Genomic DNA, 20333 nt, shown 5'->3' with positions numbered 1-20333 from the left:
GACCGAGGTCCGGCCCTGCGGTTCATCTGTTGGCGCACCGAGAGCAGACGGGACACCGATGGCGCGGACGTCGTCCCAGGAGTCCGGCACCGCGCCATGCCTCGGTCCCGTGGCCCTTGCCGCCCTTCACCACGCGCGCTGCCCTGTCGCCGTCGACCCCCACGACTGAGCCGGGCCACCTCAGGAGGCCGATCGCCCTGGCACTCCCGACGACGCCTCCGCGCTCCGAACGGGCGTCGCCCCTGACGTGCACCCGCTCTCGCGGGCAGCGGTACGCGAGACACCTTCCGCGGTCGTGTTCCTCGTGCGGGCGCGATCCGGGTCCCCGACGCGGGGGCGCCCGAGCCTCTCGTGGCGGTGCGGCGCCTGCCGGCGGAGCGCCGCCTGTCCCGGCTCGTACGGGAAGGATCCGTTGTCGACGATGGTCATCCCTTGACGACCCCGAGCGGTACGAGACGGGCGACCAGCCGGGCGAGCCCCGCGTCCTCCGTGGCGGTGGCCACGGCGTCGACGTCCTTGTAGGCGTCCGGGGCCTCCTCGGCGAGCGCCCGCCAGGACTTCGGCCGGACCGCGATGCCGTGTGACTCCAGGTCCTCGTGCAGTTCCTCGCCGCGGACGCGGCGCAGCGCCTGGTGACGGCTCCAGACACGGCCCGCGCCGTGGGCGGAGGACCAGAAGGCGTCGTTGCCGGCGGCGCCGGCCATCACGAACGACGCGGTCCCCATCGTGCCGGGCACCAGCACGGGCTGCCCGGCCTCCGCGAGGTCGTCCGGCAGGTCCGCATGGCCGGGCGGCAGGGCCCGGGTCGCGCCCTTGCGGTGGACGCACAGCCGGCGCCGTACGCCCTCGACCTCGTGGGTCTCGATCTTCGCCATGTTGTGGGAGACGTCGTAGACCAGGTCGAGCCCCGCCCCGGCGGCGACGGTGAAGGCGTGGCGCGCGGCCTCGGTGAGCAACTGCCGGTTGGCGCGGCCGTAGTTGGCGGCGGCCGCCATGGCCCCGAGATAGGCGCGGCCCGGCGTCGAGACGGCCGGCGCGCAGGCCAGCTGCCGGTCCGGCAGATCGATCCCGAAGGAGCGCAGGGACTGGTCCATGACGCGGACGTGGTCGCTGCACACCTGGTGCCCCAGGCCGCGTGAACCACAGTGGATCATGACGCACACCTGGCCGGCGTGCAGGCCGAAGGCGGTCGCGGTCGGCTCGTCGTACACCCGGTCCACGGCCTGCACCTCCAGGAAGTGGTTGGCCGACCCCAGACTGCCCACCTGCCGCAGCCCCCGGTCCACCGCCCGCTGGCCGACCTGCGACGGATCCGCCCCCGCCAGCGTTCCGCGGTCCTCGCAGCGCTCCAGGTCACGGGGCACGCCCCGGCCGTGCTCGACCGCGTAGGCGGCCCCGGCGACCATGAGCTCCTCCAGCTGAGGGCGCCCGGACAGCTTCCACAGCCCGCCCGGTCCCAGACCCCGCGGGACGGTGTCACCGAGGATGTCCATCAGACGCCGCATCCGGGGAGCCAGCGGGCCGCGGTCGATGTCGGCGGCGAGCAGCCGGACGCCGCAGGAGATGTCGAAGCCGACGCCGCCCGGCGAGATCACCCCACCGGCATCGACGTCCGTGGCGGCCACGCCGCCGATCGGGAACCCGTACCCCCAGTGCACGTCGGGCATGGCGTACGAGGCGCGGACGATGCCCGGCAGGGTCGCCACGTTGACGACCTGTTCCAGCGCCTTGTCCCCCGTCGCCTGCGGCAGGAGTCCCCGCGTCGCGAAGACGACCCCGGGCACACGCATCGAGCCCCGCCGTTCGATGCGGAACCGGAACGGGGTCTCTTCGACCAGGGTGATGTCCATGCGCCCGTCACCTTCCCCTCGTGCCACTTCCCCTCGTGCCACGCGGGCGGCCCCTGGCACTGCCCCGGGGCGGTCCCGTTCTTCGACACGTCGCATCGCGCGGCGAGGATCCCCCCTCCCAGTACAGCGTCCGGTCCCGGCTTTCGCGCGGCGGGTGCCGGTTCCTAGACTGAGAGACGTGGTCCGGCCCAACGAGGAGGTCGAGGCACTCCTTCAGGAGTACGCGGATCTCATCGCCATCACCGGAGGCGAGGCGTTCAAGGCGCGCGCCTACGAGAAGGCGGCCCGCGCGATCGGGGGCCACCCCGCCGATGTCTCCCACCTCGACGCCGCCGGTCTGCGGGAGATCCCCGGCGTGGGCAAGTCGATCGCCGACAAAGTCGTCGAGTACTTCCGTACCGGCAAGGTCGCGGTCGTCGACGAGCGACGGGCGAGTATCCCGGCCGGGGTGCGGCAGCTCATCGCCATCCCCACCCTCGGCCCGAAGAAGGCGATGGCGCTCTACGAGGACCTCCACATCTCCTCCATCGACGAGCTGGCCGACGCCATCAAGGCGGAGAGACTGCGCGACCTGAAGGGCTTCGGAGAGAGGACCGAGGCGAACCTCCTGCACGGCATCGCCCTCATGCGGCAGGCGGGCGGGCGCATCGTGATCGGCGCCGCCATGGAGGCCGCCGAGGACGTGATCACCGTCCTGTCCGGGATCGCCGGCTGCGAGAACTGCGCCTACGCGGGGTCGCTGCGGCGCATGCAGGAGACCATCGGCGACATCGACATCCTGGTCGCCGCCGACCGCTCGGCCCCGTTCATGGATGCCCTCTCCGAGCTGCCCGCCACCGCGGAAGTCCTCGTCCACGGCCCCAAGAAGACCTCCGTCCGCACCGTCGACGGTATCCAGGTCGACCTGCGCGTGGTGCGGCCGGAGTCGTGGGGCGCCGCGCTGCAGTACTTCACCGGTTCGAAGGCGCACAACATCCACACCCGCACCATCGCCGTCCACGCGGGACTGAAGCTCTCCGAGTACGGCCTGTTCGAGACGGAGAGCGGCAAGCGGATCGCCTCCCGTACCGAGGAAGACGTGTACGCCCGACTCGGCCTGCCGTGGATCCCGCCCACGCTGCGGGAGGACCGGGGCGAGATCGAGGCAGCCCTCCGCGGCGAGCTGCCCCACGTGGTCACCGAGCACGACATCAGGGGCGACCTGCACACCCACACCGACCTCACCGACGGCCTGGCCCCGCTCGAGGAGATGGTGAAGGCCGCCGCCGCACGGGGCTACGCGTACTACGCGGTCACCGACCACGCACCCGACATGTCCATGCAGCGCATGACCGACGAGAAGGTCCTCGCCCAGCGCGAGCGTGCACGCGGACTGGACGGCAGGCACCGCCGGATGCGGCTCCTGCACGGCACGGAACTCAACATCGGCCCCGAGGGAGAAGTGGACTGGCCCGGTGCGTTCCTCCAGGGCTTCGACGTCTGCGTCGCCTCCGTGCACTCCCACTTCGGCCTCGACCGGCAGGCGATGACCCGCCGGCTCGTGCGCGCCTGCGAGAACCCGCACGTCAACATCATCGGCCATCCCACCACCCGCCTCATCGGCAAGCGGCCGGGCATCGGCGCCGATCTCGACGAGGTGTTCGCCGCCTGCGCCCGCACCGGAACGGCCATGGAGATCAATGCCCAACCGGACCGCCTCGACCTGGGCGACGAGGACATCCTCCGCGCCCGGAGTCACGGGGTGAAGTTCGCCGTCGACACCGACGCCCACTCCATCCCCCAGCTCGCCTACCTCCGCTACGGCGTCGGAACGGCACAACGCGGATGGCTCACCCCCGACGACGTCATCAACACGTGGCCTCTGCCACGGCTGCGGCGGTTCCTGCGCAAGGACCGAACGCGTCGAGCGAGCTGAGTGCGCGCTCACACGTCGAGCGTCACCGAACAGGTCCAGCCGTCCGGCCCATGGTTCAGCTCCAGTCCGTGCAGCGTGACGGCCTTCGGTGCGGCACCCGTCACCGGAAGCGCCCCGGCGTCGGCCATCCGGAATACGCCCTTGACGCCGCCGTCGACGGGGACGAGTTCCACGTCGACCGGGACCTCGCCATCCGTGTCCAGCCGGTACACGATCTCGTCCAGGAGCGCGACCAGCACGTCCTCGCCCCGCTCCGCCCGCACCACGAGATCCTGTCGGCGGTCTCCGACCGCCCCCGTCAGATCCAGGAACGACGCGCACATCCCCCGCACCGCCTGGGCCATGCATTCCTCGCGCGTGGGGGCCCACGCCTCCACCCGCAGGTCCGCCGTGTGCGGAACACCGCGATACCCGCTGCGTCCGACGGCACCCTCCGGTCCCTTCACGCCCCTGCCTCGCTCGTGCGTCGCGTCCGGCGCTCAGGGAAAGGCCGTGTCGCGGTAGTCACGCCGAGGCGGCGGTCCGGGCGACACCGTGGTGGTCTGTGGCGTCCCTGCCCCATGGCCTCCATGCTAGGGCGGGCGCCACCGGTCGGCAGCCGCAGCACCGAACGGCGTCACAGACGCCTGGGTGGCCCGCTGGGGCCGGGGCCTGGTGCGCGGCCTGGAGCGCCGCCCGAGCATGTTCTTGCGCCTGCAAGTTCCGGACCGTACACGGTCCAACGTCTGGCAATCCGCGCGCGGTCTTGTCATCCTCGCTGGTCAGGACGAGGTTCAGCGTGTACCGCCAGCAGACCGAGAACATCGGCGGCAACCGGGTCGACCAGGCCCTCGGGCTCGTGGTCGCGGCCGGGCGTTTCGCCGAGGACGACCTGGTCTCCGTCCTGGAGCGCATCGCGGCAAACCGGCCCGTCGGCCAGGTCGTCCGCGCGGACGAGGCCCACTCCGTCCAGAACGGCACCATCGCCTGGCAGGCCCTCGGGCAGCAGCCGATGACGGCCGGGAGCCGGGGGCGACTGACCGCAGTCACTCGGACGGCCGGGGAGCCGGGGGCCGACTGACCGCAGTCAGTCGCCGATGAACCACAGATACAGGTGCAGCCCGCGCTCGACGACCTGGCACAGCTCACGAGCCTGCCCGACCCAGTCGCCGCCCAAGCCGGCAGGAAGCCGGTCGAGTTCCGCCAGCAGCAGCGGCATCTGCCGCTGGTTGAAGACCGCATCCCCATACGGCGTCAGGGCCCAGAGCATCGGGAACTCCGCCGGGTCCAGATCCGCGAAGCCGGCCGTCCACTCCACGCCGGCCTCGGCGCGGGCCACGACCTTCCTGCTGTCACTACGCACAGCCATATTGATCACCCGCCGAGCCTATCGGCGCCCACCGAGACCACCGAAGGAATTACCGACCGTGACGTTCCCAGGCCCCGGCCCTGCCCGAGGAGCTCGACAAGCTGCTGCGCCGGATGCGCCTGCCCTACATGCGCAAGGCAGCACCCCACGTCCTGGCCACCGCCCGGCCCAGCGGTGGGACCCCGCCGAGGTCCTGCGGCTGCTGATCTCGGAGGAGGTCACCGGCCGCGACGCGGCCACCCGGCGCCTCCGGCGCCACTCGGCGAACTTCCCCACCGGCAGGACACTCGCGTCCTGGCGGGCCGAGGACGCCACCATTCCCGAACCCACCCAGAACTCCCCAGGATCTGGTCGGGATGGCCTTCGCCTCCAGGGAGAGGCGGGAGGTGTCGAACGCGGAGCCGGAGGATACTGCGGGCGCGACAACGGCGGACGTCGTGTCGTCCGCGGCCGTACCGGGTCTACACGACGGCGGTGCTCACCTTCCGGCGGGCCTGAGGCGCCACCCTGACCGACACCAGTCGCCATCACCCTCGGCCAGGTGCTCCATGATCGAGGCCGCTCTCTATGACGCGTCATGACGCGTCGCCCGCTCCCGGGGCTGCTGCCCCGGGCGGTCGGCCGAGAGCCGAGCGGGACCGGCCGCACCGGTACGGCAGCACAGTCCCGATACGGCAGCAGGACCCGGACCGCGCGTCTCGGTCCGGGTCCTTGTGGTGCCGCCCTGCGGCGGCGGTGCGTCAGCTCTGTGCGGTGTCGTCGCCTGTCTGCCCGGCGCTCTCGGCTGCAGCTGTCTTCTCGCGCATCTTGCGCACCAGCTCCGCCTTCTTGTCGGCTGCGCCCTGACGGTCGAGGTTGCGGTGCGGACCGTTGTTCTGCCGTTCGGCGCGGGACAGCCTCTTCCGCTGGCCGCCGCCCTGGCCCACGGGGTTGTTGATGTTCTTGCTGTCGGTCACGGGTTCTCCCGGTGGTGATGTGAAGTGATCTACGGATTCATCGGTGGGGGACGGACGGCGACGTCGAAGGACGTCAGCAGGGGTCCGTCACGCTCTCACTCGTAAATCGGCGTCTGGAAGAACATGCCAAGGACGTTACCCTGTTCCGTCAGCCCCGCACACCAATTTGTTCGCCGCCCCGGTGCCGGCCAGGCCTTCGGCGAGCGGCTGGGGTCAGCCGTTTCCTCCCGGGCATCTCAGCACCGTCGACACCCGCCGGTGGTTCGCCGCCCGCCCGGGGCAGGTGCAGATGGGCGTTCGCGGGCCGCCGCGGACGTTGTCAGTGGTCGCGAGCACACTGACGGCACGAGCCTCCTTTCGTCCGCTGCAGCCGATGCGTCCACCTCTCTCCTGTTTGAGTGGAGTCGATGGGCGGGCCTTTGATCGTCGTCCCCGTCTCCTCGTCGGCTGCATGGCGCCGAGCTTCCTGCAGTGGCGCTCATGGAGCGTGCCAAAACAGGCGCCGAACCGGTCATCGACCCTCCCGGCGGCGACGGGATGTTCGCCCAGGTATCGGCCCCGCCGCCCGTCGGCCGCTGGGTCCGAAGCACCGAGCACGGCCCTCGTCACCGGGCCCTTCTCGGATCGGTCGCTCTCACCACGTACGACGATCACAGCCGTTTGGCCCGCGCGGCAGCCACCAGCCACTCCGGGCCGAGCACGAGGGCGGCGAACCTGCCGTTCCCGCTGTGGCCCACCACGATCGCGCCGCGGTGGCCGGCGGACGGCGACCCACAGCACGGCTGTTCCGGCGAAGGGTGATCCGTCGACCCCGGGTTCCACAGGTTCTGGTGCAAAGCCAGACCTGATTGCGCGCGGGGCGAGACCGCACCGCATGAGCGAACGATCTGGCGAGTTCGGGACGGTGTTCCGGACGGCCGCCGGCCCGGTGCGCGGCAGGGAAGCCGGCGCCGACGGTGTCCTCGCCGTTCTCGGAGTCCCTTTCGGCGTCCGGCGCTTCGTCGAGCCGCAGCCCTCACGGGCATCGCGGCATGCGGCGCGACCCCACGAACGTCGCCCTCGCCGGGCGCTCCTCCGGCTTCCTCCGCCGCATGGCACACGGGCAGCTCGCAGTCCCGCGCCGTTCCCAGGGCGAGCGCGGTGAGCGGGCCAGTCGGCAGCGCCTCGTCGTCCACGACGGGCTGGAAGATCGCCGGCGCCTAGGCGCGTGCCGAGGAGCCGGTGGTCCCGCTCGGGATGGCGTAGTTCGGGTTGCCCAGGTCGATGAGCGTGGACCGACGGCAGACTCGCGCGACGGTAACGCGCTGACGAAGCGGCGGTTCGGTATGCGCGATCCGCGTCGGCGCTGTGGGGCCTTGCGTCCGCTGCCGTCCTAGGGTCGGATCCCGTCGCAGGCGATCCGCAGATGGCGCGGCCCGCGCAGTACGGCGTTCTGGCGGTACTGGGGTGGGTCGTCGAGCAGGCGTGGATTCTCCAGTCTCCGGGCCAGCTCCGACAGGGCGAGTTGGGCTTCCAATCGAGCGAGCGGTGCGCCGAAGCAGCTGTGGATGCCGCTGCCCAGGCCGAGGTGCTGGATGTCCGGGCGGTCCGGGTCGAAGCGGTCCGGGTTCTCGAAGCGTTGCGGGTCGCGGTTGCCGGACGCCAGAACCAGCCAGAGGGTGGAGCCCTTGGGGATGGTGACGCCGCGGACCTCGATGTCGGCGAGAGTGGTGCGCTGTGGCAGCAGTTGCACCGGCGGCTCGAAGCGGAGCAGTTCCTCGACGATGGGCACGGCCAGTCGCGGTTCGGCCCTCAGGCGCTGCAGGACGTCGGGATTGCGCAGCAGGGTCAGCATTCCGTTGCTGATGAGGTTGACCGTGGTCTCGTGCCCCGCGATCAGGAGCAGAGCCGCGGTACTGAGCAGCTCCATCGTGGTCATCGGGCCGTCCTGCCCCTTGGCCGTCGCCAGCTGGGAGAGCATGTCGTCCCCGGGGTTCTTACGGCGCTCCTCGATCAGGCCGGCCAGATACATGCCCAACTGCATCCGGGCCTCGTGCGCGCCCTTGCCGCGCTCGACGGGATCGGCGTCCGGGTCGGGGTCCAGGTTGGCGGCGAGGGTGTCCGCCCAGGTGTGGAAGCGTGCCTCGTCCTCGCGCGGCACCCCGAGCAGTCGGCAGATCACCGTCACGGGGAACGGGTAGGAGAACTCCTCCACCAGGTCGATCCGGCCCGGGTCGCCGATGCCGTCGATGAGGCCGGCGACGATGTCGTGGAGCTCCGGACGCATGTCGTCGACCCGGTGGGGCGAGTGCGGCGGGCCGAAGTGCCGGTTCGTCATGCGTCGCATCCGGTCGTGTTCCGGCGGGTCGAGCCGGAGGAAGCCGGGCGGCAGGGCGCTCTCCTCGGAGGCCGGCTCCGCCAGCGGGTCGGCGCTGCTGGACGCCAGGTTGCGGGCGTCGGAGCTGATCCGGGGATCGTGGAGAAGGCTGCGGATCTCGTAATAGGTGCTGATCACGAACGGCCCGTCGGCCTCGTGATGGACCGGTGTCTTCCGCAGTTCTTCGTAGATCGGGTACGGGTCGGCCCTGTTGGCGTAGTCCAGGATCTGGTGCAGCAGGGTTTGCGTCATGGCAGGTCCTTGTGGCCGTGCGGGTCAGTGCGCGGGGGTGAACGTGATCCGGCGGTCGGCCGGCGAGTATCCGCTGAGGGTCACGGTGGGGCCGTGGCTGGGGACCGACGGGTCGGGGAAGTCCGCGTCCATGGGACGTTGTCCGTCCGCGTGCCGGTCGACCGTGGGGAACTGCGGCGGGAACGGCGCGGTTCTCTCGATGAGTTCCTCGTAGAACGGTAGCCACCGGCCGTGGTCGAAGGAGACGGCGCCGATGACGCGCCCCTGGTATCCGTAGACGCCGACGAACCGACGGCTGTCCAGTGAGCCCTGTGCGATCAGGATCTCCGTCGCCATCGACGGCACTCCGACCGACTTGATGTTGACGCCGAACTGGGAGGACCAGAAGGCCGGCACGTCCATGTGCGGCAGTCGGTCGATGCTCTCGCTGAGCATGTTGTGCGCCGCGATCCCGGCCTGGGCGACGGCGTTGCCCCAGTGCTCCAGCGACAGGAACTGGTAGCCGAACAGGGGGTGGGGGCAGCGGGCGACGTCGCCCGCGGCGTAGATGTCGTCGGTGACGATTCCGCGGATGTCGAAGGCCCGGCAGCCGGCGTCGCAGGCGATGCCGCGGGGCCCGGCGCCGAGCCCGGAACCGTACAGCCACTCGGTGTTGCGGAGGGCGCCGAGCGAGACGACCACCACGTCGGTCTCCACGGTGGAGCCGTCGGACAGGTGTGCGGCGCGCACCCGTCCCGAGGCGTCGCCCTCCAGAGCGGTCACCATGACCCCGCACCGCAGGTCCACACCGTGCTCGCGCTGGAGGCCGGCGGCCACAGCGGCGACCACCCCGCCGAGTGCGCCGACCAGGGGCGCGGCGCCCCGTTCGGCGACGGTGACGGGGAGGCCGCGTTCGCGGCAGGCGGAGGCGACCTCCGAGCCGGCGAACCCTCCTCCGATGACGAGGACCCGTTTGGGTCCCTCGTCGAGCCGCCGGGCGAGCGCGGTGCCGTCGGCGCGGGTCCGCAGCACGAAGACGCCGTCGAGTTCGGCCTCCTCCTCGCGCGGCCACGGCCGCGCCCGGACACCGGTGGCGATCAGCAGCCGGTCGTACGGCACCTCGTCGCCGTCGGCCAGTCGCACCCTCCTCGAAGCCATGTCCAGGCCGGTGGCGGGAACGCCGAGCCGCCAGGTCGCGTCGACGGACCGGAGCCGGGGCAGCGCGGTGCGGTCGGCGCGCGCTCTGCCCAGCAGCACCCCCTTGGACAGCGGGGGCCGGTCGTACGGTTCGTGCGGCTCGTCGCCGATCATGGTCAGGGACCCCGCGAAGCCCTTGGCGCGCAGGGTCTCGGCGGCCCGCAGGCCTGCCAGCGAGGCGCCGACGACGACGATGCGGCCCTCGCGTTTGAGCTGTTCCAAGACTCCGTCACCGAGCACCGGACACCCCTTCCGTCGGCTCGTCCACGGCATCGACGAGGATGGCCTGTACGGGGCAGGCCGCAGCGGCCTGGGCCAGTTTCTCGCGCTGTGCCTCGTCGGCGTCCGGGTTGTACAGCAACGCCTCGTCACCGTGCATGGTGAAGATCTCGGGAGCGAGGAACGCGCACTGCGCGTACCCCTGGCAGCGGTTCAGATCGACGGCAATGCTCACCACGGGATCGGTCCTCTCCAATGGCTCGGTCAAGCCCCCTGCGTCCACTCTGGTCGGCCGGGAGGGCCACAGCGACGGGGAGCGGACCGATCGAGTGAGCGGTGCGGTCCGATCAGGTCGAGGCGGCGGGCCGTGACGCGGCGGAATGCCGGCCCCACAGGATGTTCAGGCTGACGACGAGCACCCAGGCCGGGAAGACCAGCTCCGACCAGGGCACGTTCGCTCCCACCACAAGCAGCGTCAGGCCCGCCAGATAGCCGACGACGGTGAGCGGGCGCGGGAGGACGCCGAGCCGATGGCCGATGGTCGAGGTCGTGATGACGAAGACCGCTGCCATGCGCATGGCGTAGGTGGTCAGCAAGGCGTAAGCGACATCGCGGCCGAAGGTAGAGCCCTGTCCCCCCTCATCGAGCACGCTCCAGGCCGCAGCGGCGGCGCCGAACAGCGTGGCGACGAAGACGAGACCGCTGCCCAGGAACACCGTGGAGACGAACTTGTCCTCGCGCTCGCCCGCCTGCTCACGCAGGGCGCCCATGAACCACAGGAACGCGATCCCGGCGAACGGGATCAGCTCCAGCGCCGTCCGCACGGCGCTCCGCTGCCCTGCGTCCACGGTCGCTTCGGCCCCGTTGTCGCCGTTCGGCAGGGCGATGCGTACCAGGACGATCGCCGTGGCCGTCAGGATCGCGAACACCACTCCTGCCACGCCTGAGGCCCAGGGCGTCGCGAGGCGCTTGTGCTTCCGCTCCATGCTCTCCCGCCTTCTGCCTGTACTTCCTTCGTCCAGACACTCGTGATCGCGGGACTCGCGCCACTGGAATCACCCGAGAGGAAGAGCTCTGTGGGCCGTACAGGCCACCCGGCTCCTGCGCGAGGGCCTGGAGGCGTAGCCGCGCGACCTCACGCGTGTCGGCTTCTCGTTCAGTGCCGCGGGAACGTCAGTGCCGTCGGAGCCGGCCCCAGCGTCGTCGTGCCAGGGGGCGACCGGTGGCCCAGCCCCGTGCGGTACGCGTCCAGTGCGGCCTCGGTGCGGCCGCCGCGTCGCAGAAGGTCGCCCAGCAGACGGCACAGATCGGCGAGGTCGCCGCTCGCGCCGCTGCGCTCCAGCAGCCCCAGCGCCATGACGTAGTGCTCCTCGGCAGTCTCGCTGTCCCCTCGCTCCTCGGCGATGAGCCCGAGCAGTCTGTGCGCACCCCCCGCGTGCACCGCGCCGTGCCGGTCGCCCAGCTCAAGAAACGCGGAGAGCAGATCCGACGCCTCGCCGTGCCGTCCGAGCCGCCGGAGCACATCGGCCAACTCCACCTCGACCTGCGCGGTGAACAGCGCCGCGCGTTTGGCGTTCAGCATGTCCCGGGCGGCGCGCAACTCCTGTTCAGCTGCTGCCAGTTCGCCGTTCTGCGCCTGGACGTAGCCGCGCATCCAGTGGCAGTGCGCGAGATCGGTACGCAGGCTCAGCTGCTGGTAGATCGCCTGCGCCTTGGCCAGTGAAGCGTCGGCGTCTGCCGTGCGCCCCTCGGCGAGGAAGGTGCGGGCCACCTGCCGGTGCATGCCCGCCACCAGCGCCGGATCGTCGACCTGCGGAGCCAGCGCCAGGGCGAGCTCGGCGGCGTGCGCGGCACGGGCGTGCGCGCCCATGTCGATGTACGGGCCGATCACGGCGGCGTACAGGATGACCAGCGCCTCGGGGTCGGCCAGGCCGCTCGCACTGAGCTCGTCGATGGTGGATTCGAGAAGGTAGCAGGCGTAGCGCAGCTCCCCGGCCAGGAGGTGTGCGACGGCACGGCCCCGGATCGCGCGTGCGCGGCGGGGCAGCGGCTCCTCGGCGAGGAGCCGCTCGGCGGCCTGGAAGTGGTGGCCCGCGTCGACCAGTTCACCGGCCTCCAGGGCACAGTCGCCGAGCCCGAGCAGCGCCTCGGCCTGCTCGGGAACAAGTCCGAGGTGCTCCGCGTCGGCCAGGAGCCGGCGGTAGCGCACGGCGGCCTCGCCCGCCGTCCCGGTGGCCAGCTGCTGGTGGGCGTCGGTGAGCGCGAGCCGCAGCTCGGTGGCGAGGTGCGCGGGGCGGCCGGTGGTCAGTTCCTCGTACGAGGTGCCGAGCCGCTCGGCAAGGAAGCGCAGTGCGGTCTCCGAGGGCCTGACCTTGCCCGACTCCAGCGTCGAGACGTACGCGGGCGTGTACGAAGGCTCGGCCAACTGCCGCTGTGTCAAACCGCGTTGAGTGCGCAGCCGCAGTACTCGATGCCCGATCGTGGCCGGATCGTCCATGCGGACCCCCTGGTTCGTGAACTCCCCAGTATCCAGAAGCAGTAGGCATTGCGCACCCCTCACCTTCCCCCTATGTTAAGCGACTCATTCAGCAGATTTACCGGCGTACTTAACTCGCCTGACAAGGGGCTGATTTCATGCGTTCAGCACGACGCGGAGCCATGGCGGCCGGAGTGGCCGTCGCCCTCGCGGCCCTACTCGCCGCCGCACCCGGCAGCGCCGCCGCGGACCCGACGGCACCCCCCACGGCCGGAGTCGAGGTCGAGGTACCCGGGCCGGCGCACGGGGCGCTCGCCGGATCCGGCCACACGCATGTGCCGCCGGCGGGCCGGAACCAGCCGGCCTCCCGCCTGACGGCGACCGAGGTGGCCGCCGACGGCGAGGTGACCAAGATGGTCGACAACGGCCCCACCGCCGACCGGCTCGACATCGTCGTCGTCGGAGACGGCTACACCGTCGCCGAACTGCCCCGCTTCCATGCCGACGCCCAGCAGAAATGGGCCGAGCTGACGGCCGTCGAGCCGTACACCACCTACCGCAACCTCTTCAACGTCTGGACCGTCGATGCCGTCTCGAACCAGTCCGGCGTCTCCGGCGACCCCTCTCCCGACACCCTCCGGGACACGGCCCTCGGCTCGTACTTCTGGTGCGACGGCATCGAGCGGCTGCTCTGCGTCGACCAGGACAAGGTCGACGGATATGTGACGAAGGCCCCCGAGGCCGACCTCGTCCTCGTCCTCGCCAACAGCACCAAGTACGGTGGCGCGGGCTACAACGAGCCCAGCGAGACCCTCGGCTACGCGGGCATATCAACGGCCTCGGCGGGCAACGAGAAGTCCGGCCAGGTCGCGATCCACGAGACCGGCCATTCCCTGGGCAAGCTCGCCGACGAGTACTTCTACCCCGACTACCCCGGCTACGAGCGGTACGTGGGCCCCGAGCCCGCCGACTCCAACATCACCACGTTCACCGCCGACGAGCTGGCCGACCGGGGTGCCAAGTGGCACCGCTGGCTCGGTGAGCAGTCTCCCGACGGTGGCACCGTCGGCGCGTACGAGGGCGGCGGCTACTACGTCACCGGGCTGCGGCGTCCCACCGAGAACTCCCTGATGCGCTCCCTCGGCAAGCCCTTCAATCTGCCCGGAGTGGAGGCGATGATCGCCGGCTTCTACCGCGAGGCGCGCATCGCCTCCCCCGTCACGGCCACCGATCGCACCCTCCGCAGGGACGACACCGCCACAGCCCTTGTACCCCGGTTGACGGGTGCGGACGGGCGTCAACTCACGATCCGCTGGTATCTGGACGGGCGGGAGATGAAGTCTCTCGCGGGCCGCACCGACGTACGAGTGTCCGACCTGGCTCCGCGGCTGCTCGACCTTCGGACGCACACACTGTCCCTCACCGCCGAGGACCGTACGCCCTCGGTGCGGGACCGCGCCATCGCCCGGACGATGAGGTCCACGGTCAGTTGGACGGTCCGGCTCTGACGGCTCCGGCAGGCATACGTCGCGGTTCGTGGCCGGCTCGACGACGCCGCCGAGGAATGTGACGCAGTGGCGGTCGATGCGGCTCGGTGGTGGCACGACCGCCCGCGGTCGAACCCACCTCCCCACCGAGCGGGTATCCGCGTCCACGGTGGGGAACCGGGTACCGAACGTGTCGCGGCATGGCGGGTGGAGGGTGTGGGGAGCAGGGCCGCGCCCGTCCACGGCCGCCGCCCCCCCCTCCACCGTGCCGCTAGGCCCGCGAGCCGATGACGTCTGCCGGGCGGCCCGCCAGCACGATGCGGCCCGGGAGCAGCGTCGCCAGGAAGGCGAGCGCGGAGGCGAAGGCGACGACGCCGAGGTAGGTCCAGGGGTTCACGGACGGTGCGGCCGAGCCCGTCATGCCGAGGCTGAAGGCTGTGAGGACCGCGTACGCGATACCTGAGCCCAGTGTCGTGGCGATCAGGGTCACCAGGGTGGCTTCGATCCGGAGCATGCGCGTCACCTGGCGGCGTGTCGTGCCGATGAGCTGGAGGAGGGCGAACTCGCGGGTGCGGTCGCCAACCGAGATGGCCAGCGTGTCGACCGCTGCGATGGCGGTGAAGGCGATGATCAGACCCATCGCCACGTAGTTCACCTCGGCGTTGGACTGCTGCACCTCGGCCCGCAGGCCCTCGACCTCGTCGCGGTCCAGGACGGCCACACCCGGCAGGGCTCCCAGCGCCTTCTGCAGCGCGGCGCGGCCAGGACGGTCGGTCTCCTCCGTCTTCACCAGCAGGCTGGAGGCCAGCGGGTTGTCGACGTGCCGGGAGACCAGCTCGTGGGACATCGTCAGATCGCCGAAGCCCAGGCCGCGCTCGTACACGACCGCGACGGTGAGGTCGGTCTCCGTGCCGTCGCCGAGGGTCAGCTTCAGCGTGTCACCCGGCTTCTTTCCGAGGTCGTCGGCGGCGAGCTCGCTCAACGCGACGCTTCCCGGGCCGAAGTCGTCCAGGCTGCCGGCTGTGACGCCCGGGTCCCAGGTTCGGGTCAGGCCGTCCGTGGAGACGCCCTGGGCCGCGTACTTCACCAGGCCGACGCGTACGGAAGTGCGGACGACCTCCGTCACCGCCGACACACCAGGGAGCGAGCGAAGCGTGTCGGCGGCCTGCGCGGGCACGCCCGGACCGGCCGAAGCCACGACCCAGTCCGACCTGTTGCCGGTCTGGGCCTGAGCGGTGGCCGCCGCGCCCATGGTGGTCTGGACGAAGAGGACCGTGCAGGCCATGCCGATCAGCAGGGTCAGCGGGGTGACGGCCGCCGACAGGCGTCCGGTGTTGGCCCGGGCGTTGGCCACGGCCAGGTGGCCCGCCACCCGTGAGGTTCGGAGCGGGATCCCGAGGACGACCAGCGCGCCGCGGGCGATCAGCGGGCCCAGCAGGGAGACCGCCACCGCCAGCACGACGACCGACAGGAAGGTCACCGGTGTCGCCGCGGGCTCGCTGCGGAGAGTGGACAGAACGGCCAGCAGGACCGAACCGGCGGCCAGCGCTGCCACTCCGGCTGCGATACGGCCCCAGGAAGCCGGGCGGTGCTCCATCGCCGCCTCGGACAGGGCTTCGGCGGGGCGGATGCGGGAGGTACGACGGGCCGAGATGCGTGCGGCCGACCAGGCGCCGAGGAGGGCGGCGCCGATGGCGGCGAAGACCGGGAAGACGCTGTAGGTGACGCCCAGGGTCTCCGGGATCGCCTTCAGGGCGACGAAACGGTGGTGGAGCCACGAGGCGAGGGGCAGGCCCGCCAGCGATCCGAGTACGCCGGCCAGGAGGCCGACGATCAGTGCCTCCCGCCCGATGAGGCGGCGGACCTGGCGGGGGGTCGCCGCGCCGGCGCGCAGCAGGGCCAGCTCGCGGTGGCGCTGCTGGATGGTGAGGGCGAAGGTGCCCACGACGACGAGGATCGCGACGAGCAGCGAGGTGCCGCCGATGGCACCTCCCATGGAGACCAGTTTGATCCGGGCGTTGGCCGCGTCCAGGAACTCGACCGGTCCGCGGTCGCCGCCGGTCACCACCTGGGCGCGCGAGCCTTCGAGGGCCTTCTCGATCCGCGCGGCGAGCTCGGCGGTGGCCACGCCGGGCTCCGGCAGCACGCCGACCGTGGAGACCTCGCCCTCGTGCCCGTACAGCCGCTCGGCCTCGGAATCCGAGAAGAACAGCGAGGTCTGCTGACGCAGATCGCCGCCGGACGGTGCCGCGATGCCGGTGACGCGGTACGTGCGCGGCGCCTGGGTCGACTGGACGGTGAGCCGGTCGCCGGGTGCGAGGCCGGTGCGCCCGGCCAGTTCGCGGTCGACGACGACGTCGTCGGGGCGGGCCGGGGCGGTGCCCTCGGTCAGGGTGAAGGGGGTCAGGGGCGCCGAGGTCCAGGAGTGGCCGTACGAGGACTTGGCGTCGACGCCGGGGATGATCCGGCCCTCGGGCGAGACCGCGGAGACGGGGAAGGTGATCTCCGGCAGCGCGGCCCGGACGCCGGGCAACGCGGCGAGCTCGGTCACCGTACGGGCGGGCAGCCGGACGCGCTCGCCGAGCGGCTTGGCCTTCTCCTTCGTCTTGGTCTTGTCGCCCTTGTGCTCGACGGTGACCTCGTGCACGTTCTGGTCGGCGCCGACGATCACCGGGGTCCCGGCGTACCGTTCGGTGCCGATGGTCCCGCGCAGTCCGGTCTCCAGAAGGACTCCGCAGGCCCTCGGCCGGCTCCGCGAACAGACCCGCGGCGGCATGCACGCGTACGCCATCGACATCGTCCACTTCATGGCCGCCCTCCCCCTCCCCGACGACCACACCCCGCCCCGCTGGCTCGACGACGAACAGACCACCCGCAGCCGATGGCGACGACTCGTCACCAGTCGGCAGAACCTCCTGCGGACTCGCCCGTCCACATCGGGGTGAAGACGGCGGCGCTCACATGCGGCGGAGTCGCTCGGTACACCGGTGTCCTCAGGCGTCGAGCGGGCACGCGGTACCGCCCGGACGGGCTGCCCGGCGGTGGTCAGTCGCCCGCGATGAGGAGCCGGTAGCCGTAGTCCACGCTGTCGCGGGCCAGGAGATCCGCGTGGCGCGCCGCCCACGCGCCGGAGGCCAGGTCGGTACGTGGCTGCTCGTGATCGCCCCGCACTGGCCGCGCATGCACGCCGTCCTGCGCGCCGACGTCCTGCACCGCGCCCGTCGCCTTGCCGACGGGGGCGCCGCCGCACTGTTCGCCGACCTCGACCCCGGCCTGCACTGGGATTCCGGCACCGGGACGCTCGCGATCGACGCCTTTCACGCGGAGCGGCATGACGTGGCCGTCGGGCAGCGAGTCACCTTCACCCCCTCGCTGTTCTGCGACCATGCCGTCACTCTCATCGACCTCGACCTCACACCCCGCGTCTGGTACCCGGCCCGAGGCCTCGGCACGGTCTGGCAGGACACCACGACGGCACCGCCCGCAGCCTTGGCCGAACTCCTCGGCCGCACCCGCGCCCTCATCCTCGGCGCGCTCGCCGAGCCCGCGAGCACGACCGCCCTGGCCCGGCGCCTCGCCGTCACCCCTGGCACGGTGAGCCAGCACCTCGGAGTGCTGCACCGGGCAGGCCTGGTCACCCGGGCCCGCCAAGGGCACGAGGTCCTCTACCTGCGCAGTCCCCTCGGCGACCGGCTGACGGCATGAGACTCCCCCGCGGGTATCCCGAAACGAGCGCCCGCCGTGTGGCGGTCCGGCGGCGGACCCCTCACGCTCGTCGGCGGCAAGGCAGCAGCCGAGAGCGGCACGGCCGTCCGTTGGTGCGCAGCCGGGCATCGCTACAGCCTGACTCCCCTCCCTGGATGTCGACCAGTCCGTCGGGCCCGGACCACGCGACCAGGGCAGCGCAACACTCGTACGCCGTCCGGGATCTCAACCAGAATGCGTCTGAGGCATCGTCATATCGGCTGGGGTGAAGGCTGGTTGGCTATGCTTGCTCGCACGGGCGCGGCCGAGCGGCGGGAGGGGCACGATGGCGACAGGCGGGGCGGAGACAGTCACCCTCGCCGACCGGATCGAGCGGCTCTTCCAGGCCGTGCGCCGGCCGAACCGCGAGCTCTACAGCAACGAGGAAGTGGCCCGCGCCTGCCGCGAGGCGAGCGGCGAGAGCTTCTCCGCCACCTACCTCTGGCAGCTGCGCACCGGGCGGCGGGACAACCCGACCAAGCGCCATCTGGAGGCGCTGGCACAGTTCTTCCAGGTACCCCCGGCCTACTTCTTCGAGGACGAGCAGAGCCGGAGGATCTCCGAGCAGCTGGCCCTGCTGGGCGCGCTGCGCGACGCCGGTGTCCGCGACGTCGCCCTGCGGGCGGTGACGCTCTCCCCGGAGGGACTCGGCACCATCAGCGACATGATCGAGGCCATCGCCCGCCGAGAGGCCGAGGCCAGGAGGCGGACGTGAGCCGGTGGTGAGCGGCATACGGCGGCGCGTCCTGTGGCGGCGGTGCCGCCGGATCGCGGACAGTCTGCCGCTGCCCGAGCCGTTGGACATCCCCGCCCTGGGCCCCGCGCTCTCCGAGCGGTTCGGGCGGCCCGTCGAGTTACTGCCGATGCCGTCGGGGACACTCGGCACCTGCGGGCTCCTGGTGAGCACCGACCGCGCCGAGTACATCGGATATCCCAGCGACACCACCGCACTGCACCAACTGCACATCGTCCTGCACGAGGTCGGCCACCTGATCTGCGGCCACCGCGACCGCGGACCGCTGGCCGACACGGCCGCCGTACGGGCCCTGGCGCCGCACCTCTCCACCGAACTCGTCCGCCGGGTGCTCGGGCGCGGCGCGTACACCGACCCCCAGGAGCAGGAGGCCGAACTGTTCGCCACTCTGGTCATGCACCGGGCGTCGGCGGAGCGGCCGGGCCGGCCGCCCGGGCCGTCGGGCCCCACCGCGAAGGCGGCCGCGCTCGGCCAGCTCTTCGACACCCCGTCGCACCGGGCCGCCGCCGCGGCCCCCGAGGCATGACGGGAGCCCTGCCGGCGGTCGTGGGGGGCGTCGCACTCGCCTGCGTGACCGTCCGGCTCGCGCTCTGGCGCCGCATCCCGCCGCGCACCGAGGGCCGGTACCTCATCGTCTTCGCGCTCGCCCTCGGCCTGGCGATGGTCCTGCTGCCCTTCGCCCAGGTCCAGGCCGGTCGGTCGACCGGCCCGCTGACCCGTTCCCTTCCCCTGCTGTGCACCGAACTCAAACTGCTGGCCGGGGCCTCCGTGGCCCTGCTGGTCTACACCGTGCGGCAGGGCGCCGCGCGCCGTACACGGGTCCGGTGGCAGGCCATCGCCTCGGCCCTGGTGATGGCCGTCGGAGCCGTCCTCTACGCGGCGGCCGATCCGACCCTCGCCGAGGGCGCGCTCCTCGTCGACGACGGCAGACGCCCCCTGATGGCCCTGCACTACCTGCTCTTCATGGCGCACAGCCTCTGGTGCGTCGGCCTCTACACGCTGACGGTGCGCCGTTCGGCCCGACAGCTCGGACCCGGCCCGCTCCGCACCGGGCTGCGGCTGGTGGTCGCCGGCGGGGCGGTGGGCCTGCTGTGGTCCGCGCTCAACCTCATGGCCGTGCTGTCGCTGCTGCGGTCCGGCCGCGTGTTCCTCACGGGAGGTGCGGCTCTCGCCCTGCCCACGCTCGCGCTCACCGTCGCCGGGCTCACCCTCACGGCCTGGGCGGGCCGACTCGCGGCTCTCACGCGCCGGGCACGGGCCTGGCGCAGCCACCGACGGATCGGCCCGCTGTGGACCGCCCTGCGCGCCGTCCGTCCGGACATCTGCCTTGCCCTGCCCAGTGGTTCGGGCGCGCCTCCGGGACTCGCCCTCTACCGGCGGGTGATCGAGATCCGCGACGCACAGCTCGCCCTTCGCCCGTACGTCCATCCGGAGGCGTCACGGTGGGCGGCAGAAGCCGGCGCGGCCGAGGACGACCGGCAGCGGCAGGCCGCGGTCGTCGAAGCGGCGCTGGTCGCGGCAGCCCTGGAGTCCGCGGCCGCGGGCCGCCGCTACCCGCGACCGGCCGACCCCGAACAGGCCCGGAGCGAGCCGGCGACCGACCTGGACGCGGAGGCGGACTGGCTGATCCTGGTCTGCGAGGCGTTCACCGACTCCCCGGTGGTCGCCGCCGTCCGCCGGCGCATCCGCAGCGAACTCAGCGCGGGCTGACGCCCCGCCCGATGCAGTACGCGCGACGAGCACCGGTTCCACAGATCACGAGGCCGCCGCAATGCGCGACCGCAGGACCGAGATCCGGAC

At 71.9% G+C, this 20333-nt stretch carries 18 protein-coding genes; 8 read left to right on the top strand and 10 right to left on the bottom strand.

Annotation, left to right across the window (positions count from 1 at the left end):
• Positions 1-425: 425 nt before the first annotated feature.
• Positions 426-1850 carry an RtcB family protein gene (locus AC07AW_RS14705; protein WP_478815807.1) on the bottom strand — a complete coding sequence of 475 codons (1425 nt, stop codon included), beginning with the start codon at positions 1848-1850 and terminating at the stop codon, positions 426-428.
• A gap of 178 nt (positions 1851-2028) precedes the next feature.
• Here AC07AW_RS14705 and polX point away from each other — a divergent pair, with 178 nt between their 5' ends.
• On the top strand, positions 2029-3765 hold the full coding sequence (polX, locus tag AC07AW_RS14700; RefSeq protein WP_478815806.1) for a DNA polymerase/3'-5' exonuclease PolX: 1737 nt from the start codon (positions 2029-2031) through the stop codon (positions 3763-3765).
• An 8-nt stretch (positions 3766-3773) separates the two neighbouring features.
• Here polX and AC07AW_RS14695 read toward each other — a convergent pair whose 3' ends face one another.
• Complete coding sequence (locus AC07AW_RS14695; RefSeq protein ID WP_478815805.1) at positions 3774-4211, bottom strand: archease; 438 nt, start codon at positions 4209-4211, stop codon at positions 3774-3776.
• Positions 4212-4543: 332 nt separating this feature from the next.
• Between AC07AW_RS14695 and AC07AW_RS14690 the strand changes: the two genes are divergently transcribed.
• Positions 4544-4825, top strand: a complete 282-nt coding sequence (locus AC07AW_RS14690; RefSeq protein WP_478815804.1) for a hypothetical protein — start codon at positions 4544-4546, stop codon at positions 4823-4825.
• A gap of 6 nt (positions 4826-4831) precedes the next feature.
• Here the strand turns inward: AC07AW_RS14690 and AC07AW_RS14685 are convergent, their stop codons facing one another.
• The 7 genes from AC07AW_RS14685 to AC07AW_RS14655 form a co-directional block, all read right to left on the bottom strand.
• Positions 4832-5113: a hypothetical protein gene (locus AC07AW_RS14685; RefSeq protein WP_478815803.1), complete on the bottom strand. Its 282-nt coding sequence runs from the start codon at positions 5111-5113 to the stop codon at positions 4832-4834.
• Positions 5114-5853: 740 nt separating this feature from the next.
• Positions 5854-6069 carry a DUF6243 family protein gene (locus tag AC07AW_RS14680; RefSeq protein ID WP_478815802.1) on the bottom strand — a complete coding sequence of 72 codons (216 nt, stop codon included), beginning with the start codon at positions 6067-6069 and terminating at the stop codon, positions 5854-5856.
• 1372 nt (positions 6070-7441) lie between these two features.
• Positions 7442-8677, bottom strand: a complete 1236-nt coding sequence (locus tag AC07AW_RS14675) for a cytochrome P450 (protein WP_478815801.1) — start codon at positions 8675-8677, stop codon at positions 7442-7444.
• 24 nt (positions 8678-8701) lie between these two features.
• Positions 8702-10126 (bottom strand): NAD(P)/FAD-dependent oxidoreductase, encoded by a 1425-nt coding sequence (locus AC07AW_RS14670; protein WP_478815800.1) that lies wholly within the window; start codon positions 10124-10126, stop codon positions 8702-8704.
• Complete coding sequence (locus AC07AW_RS14665; protein WP_478816247.1) at positions 10083-10307, bottom strand: ferredoxin; 225 nt, start codon at positions 10305-10307, stop codon at positions 10083-10085. The genes AC07AW_RS14670 and AC07AW_RS14665 overlap by 44 nt, the downstream gene beginning before the upstream one ends.
• Positions 10308-10419: 112 nt before the next feature.
• Complete coding sequence (locus AC07AW_RS14660; protein WP_478815799.1) at positions 10420-11058, bottom strand: hypothetical protein; 639 nt, start codon at positions 11056-11058, stop codon at positions 10420-10422.
• Between the two features lie 170 nt (positions 11059-11228).
• Positions 11229-12569 carry a helix-turn-helix domain-containing protein gene (locus AC07AW_RS14655; RefSeq protein WP_478815798.1) on the bottom strand — a complete coding sequence of 447 codons (1341 nt, stop codon included), beginning with the start codon at positions 12567-12569 and terminating at the stop codon, positions 11229-11231.
• A gap of 137 nt (positions 12570-12706) precedes the next feature.
• On the opposite strand from AC07AW_RS14655, the gene AC07AW_RS14650 reads away from it, so the two are divergent.
• Positions 12707-14056, top strand: coding sequence for a M64 family metallopeptidase (locus AC07AW_RS14650; protein ID WP_478815797.1), 1350 nt, complete (start codon positions 12707-12709; stop codon positions 14054-14056).
• Positions 14057-14306: 250 nt separating this feature from the next.
• On the opposite strand, the gene AC07AW_RS14645 is transcribed toward AC07AW_RS14650, so the two are convergent.
• A complete protein-coding gene (locus AC07AW_RS14645) occupies positions 14307-16832 on the bottom strand; it encodes an FtsX-like permease family protein (protein WP_478816246.1) in 2526 nt (841 codons plus the stop codon).
• Positions 16833-16842: 10 nt separating this feature from the next.
• Between AC07AW_RS14645 and AC07AW_RS14640 the strand changes: the two genes are divergently transcribed.
• The 5 genes from AC07AW_RS14640 (at position 16843) to AC07AW_RS14620 (ending at position 20243) form a co-directional block, all read left to right on the top strand.
• Positions 16843-16980, top strand: coding sequence for a hypothetical protein (locus AC07AW_RS14640; RefSeq protein ID WP_478815796.1), 138 nt, complete (start codon positions 16843-16845; stop codon positions 16978-16980).
• Positions 16981-17143: 163 nt separating this feature from the next.
• Positions 17144-17740 carry an ArsR/SmtB family transcription factor gene (locus AC07AW_RS14635; protein ID WP_478815795.1) on the top strand — a complete coding sequence of 199 codons (597 nt, stop codon included), beginning with the start codon at positions 17144-17146 and terminating at the stop codon, positions 17738-17740.
• A 325-nt stretch (positions 17741-18065) separates the two neighbouring features.
• Positions 18066-18494 (top strand): XRE family transcriptional regulator, encoded by a 429-nt coding sequence (locus AC07AW_RS14630; RefSeq protein WP_478815794.1) that lies wholly within the window; start codon positions 18066-18068, stop codon positions 18492-18494.
• A 7-nt stretch (positions 18495-18501) separates the two neighbouring features.
• On the top strand, positions 18502-19059 hold the full coding sequence (locus AC07AW_RS14625) for a ParH-like protein (protein ID WP_478815793.1): 558 nt from the start codon (positions 18502-18504) through the stop codon (positions 19057-19059).
• Positions 19056-20243 carry an MAB_1171c family putative transporter gene (locus tag AC07AW_RS14620; protein ID WP_478815792.1) on the top strand — a complete coding sequence of 396 codons (1188 nt, stop codon included), beginning with the start codon at positions 19056-19058 and terminating at the stop codon, positions 20241-20243. The genes AC07AW_RS14625 and AC07AW_RS14620 overlap by 4 nt, the downstream gene beginning before the upstream one ends.
• The last annotated feature ends 90 nt before the right edge of the window (positions 20244-20333 follow it).

The sequence above is a fragment of the Streptomyces sp. NPDC044003 genome (genome assembly GCF_056435185.1).
Note: the sequence above shows the minus strand (reverse complement) of the source record. Positions and strands in the feature narration are given on the sequence as shown.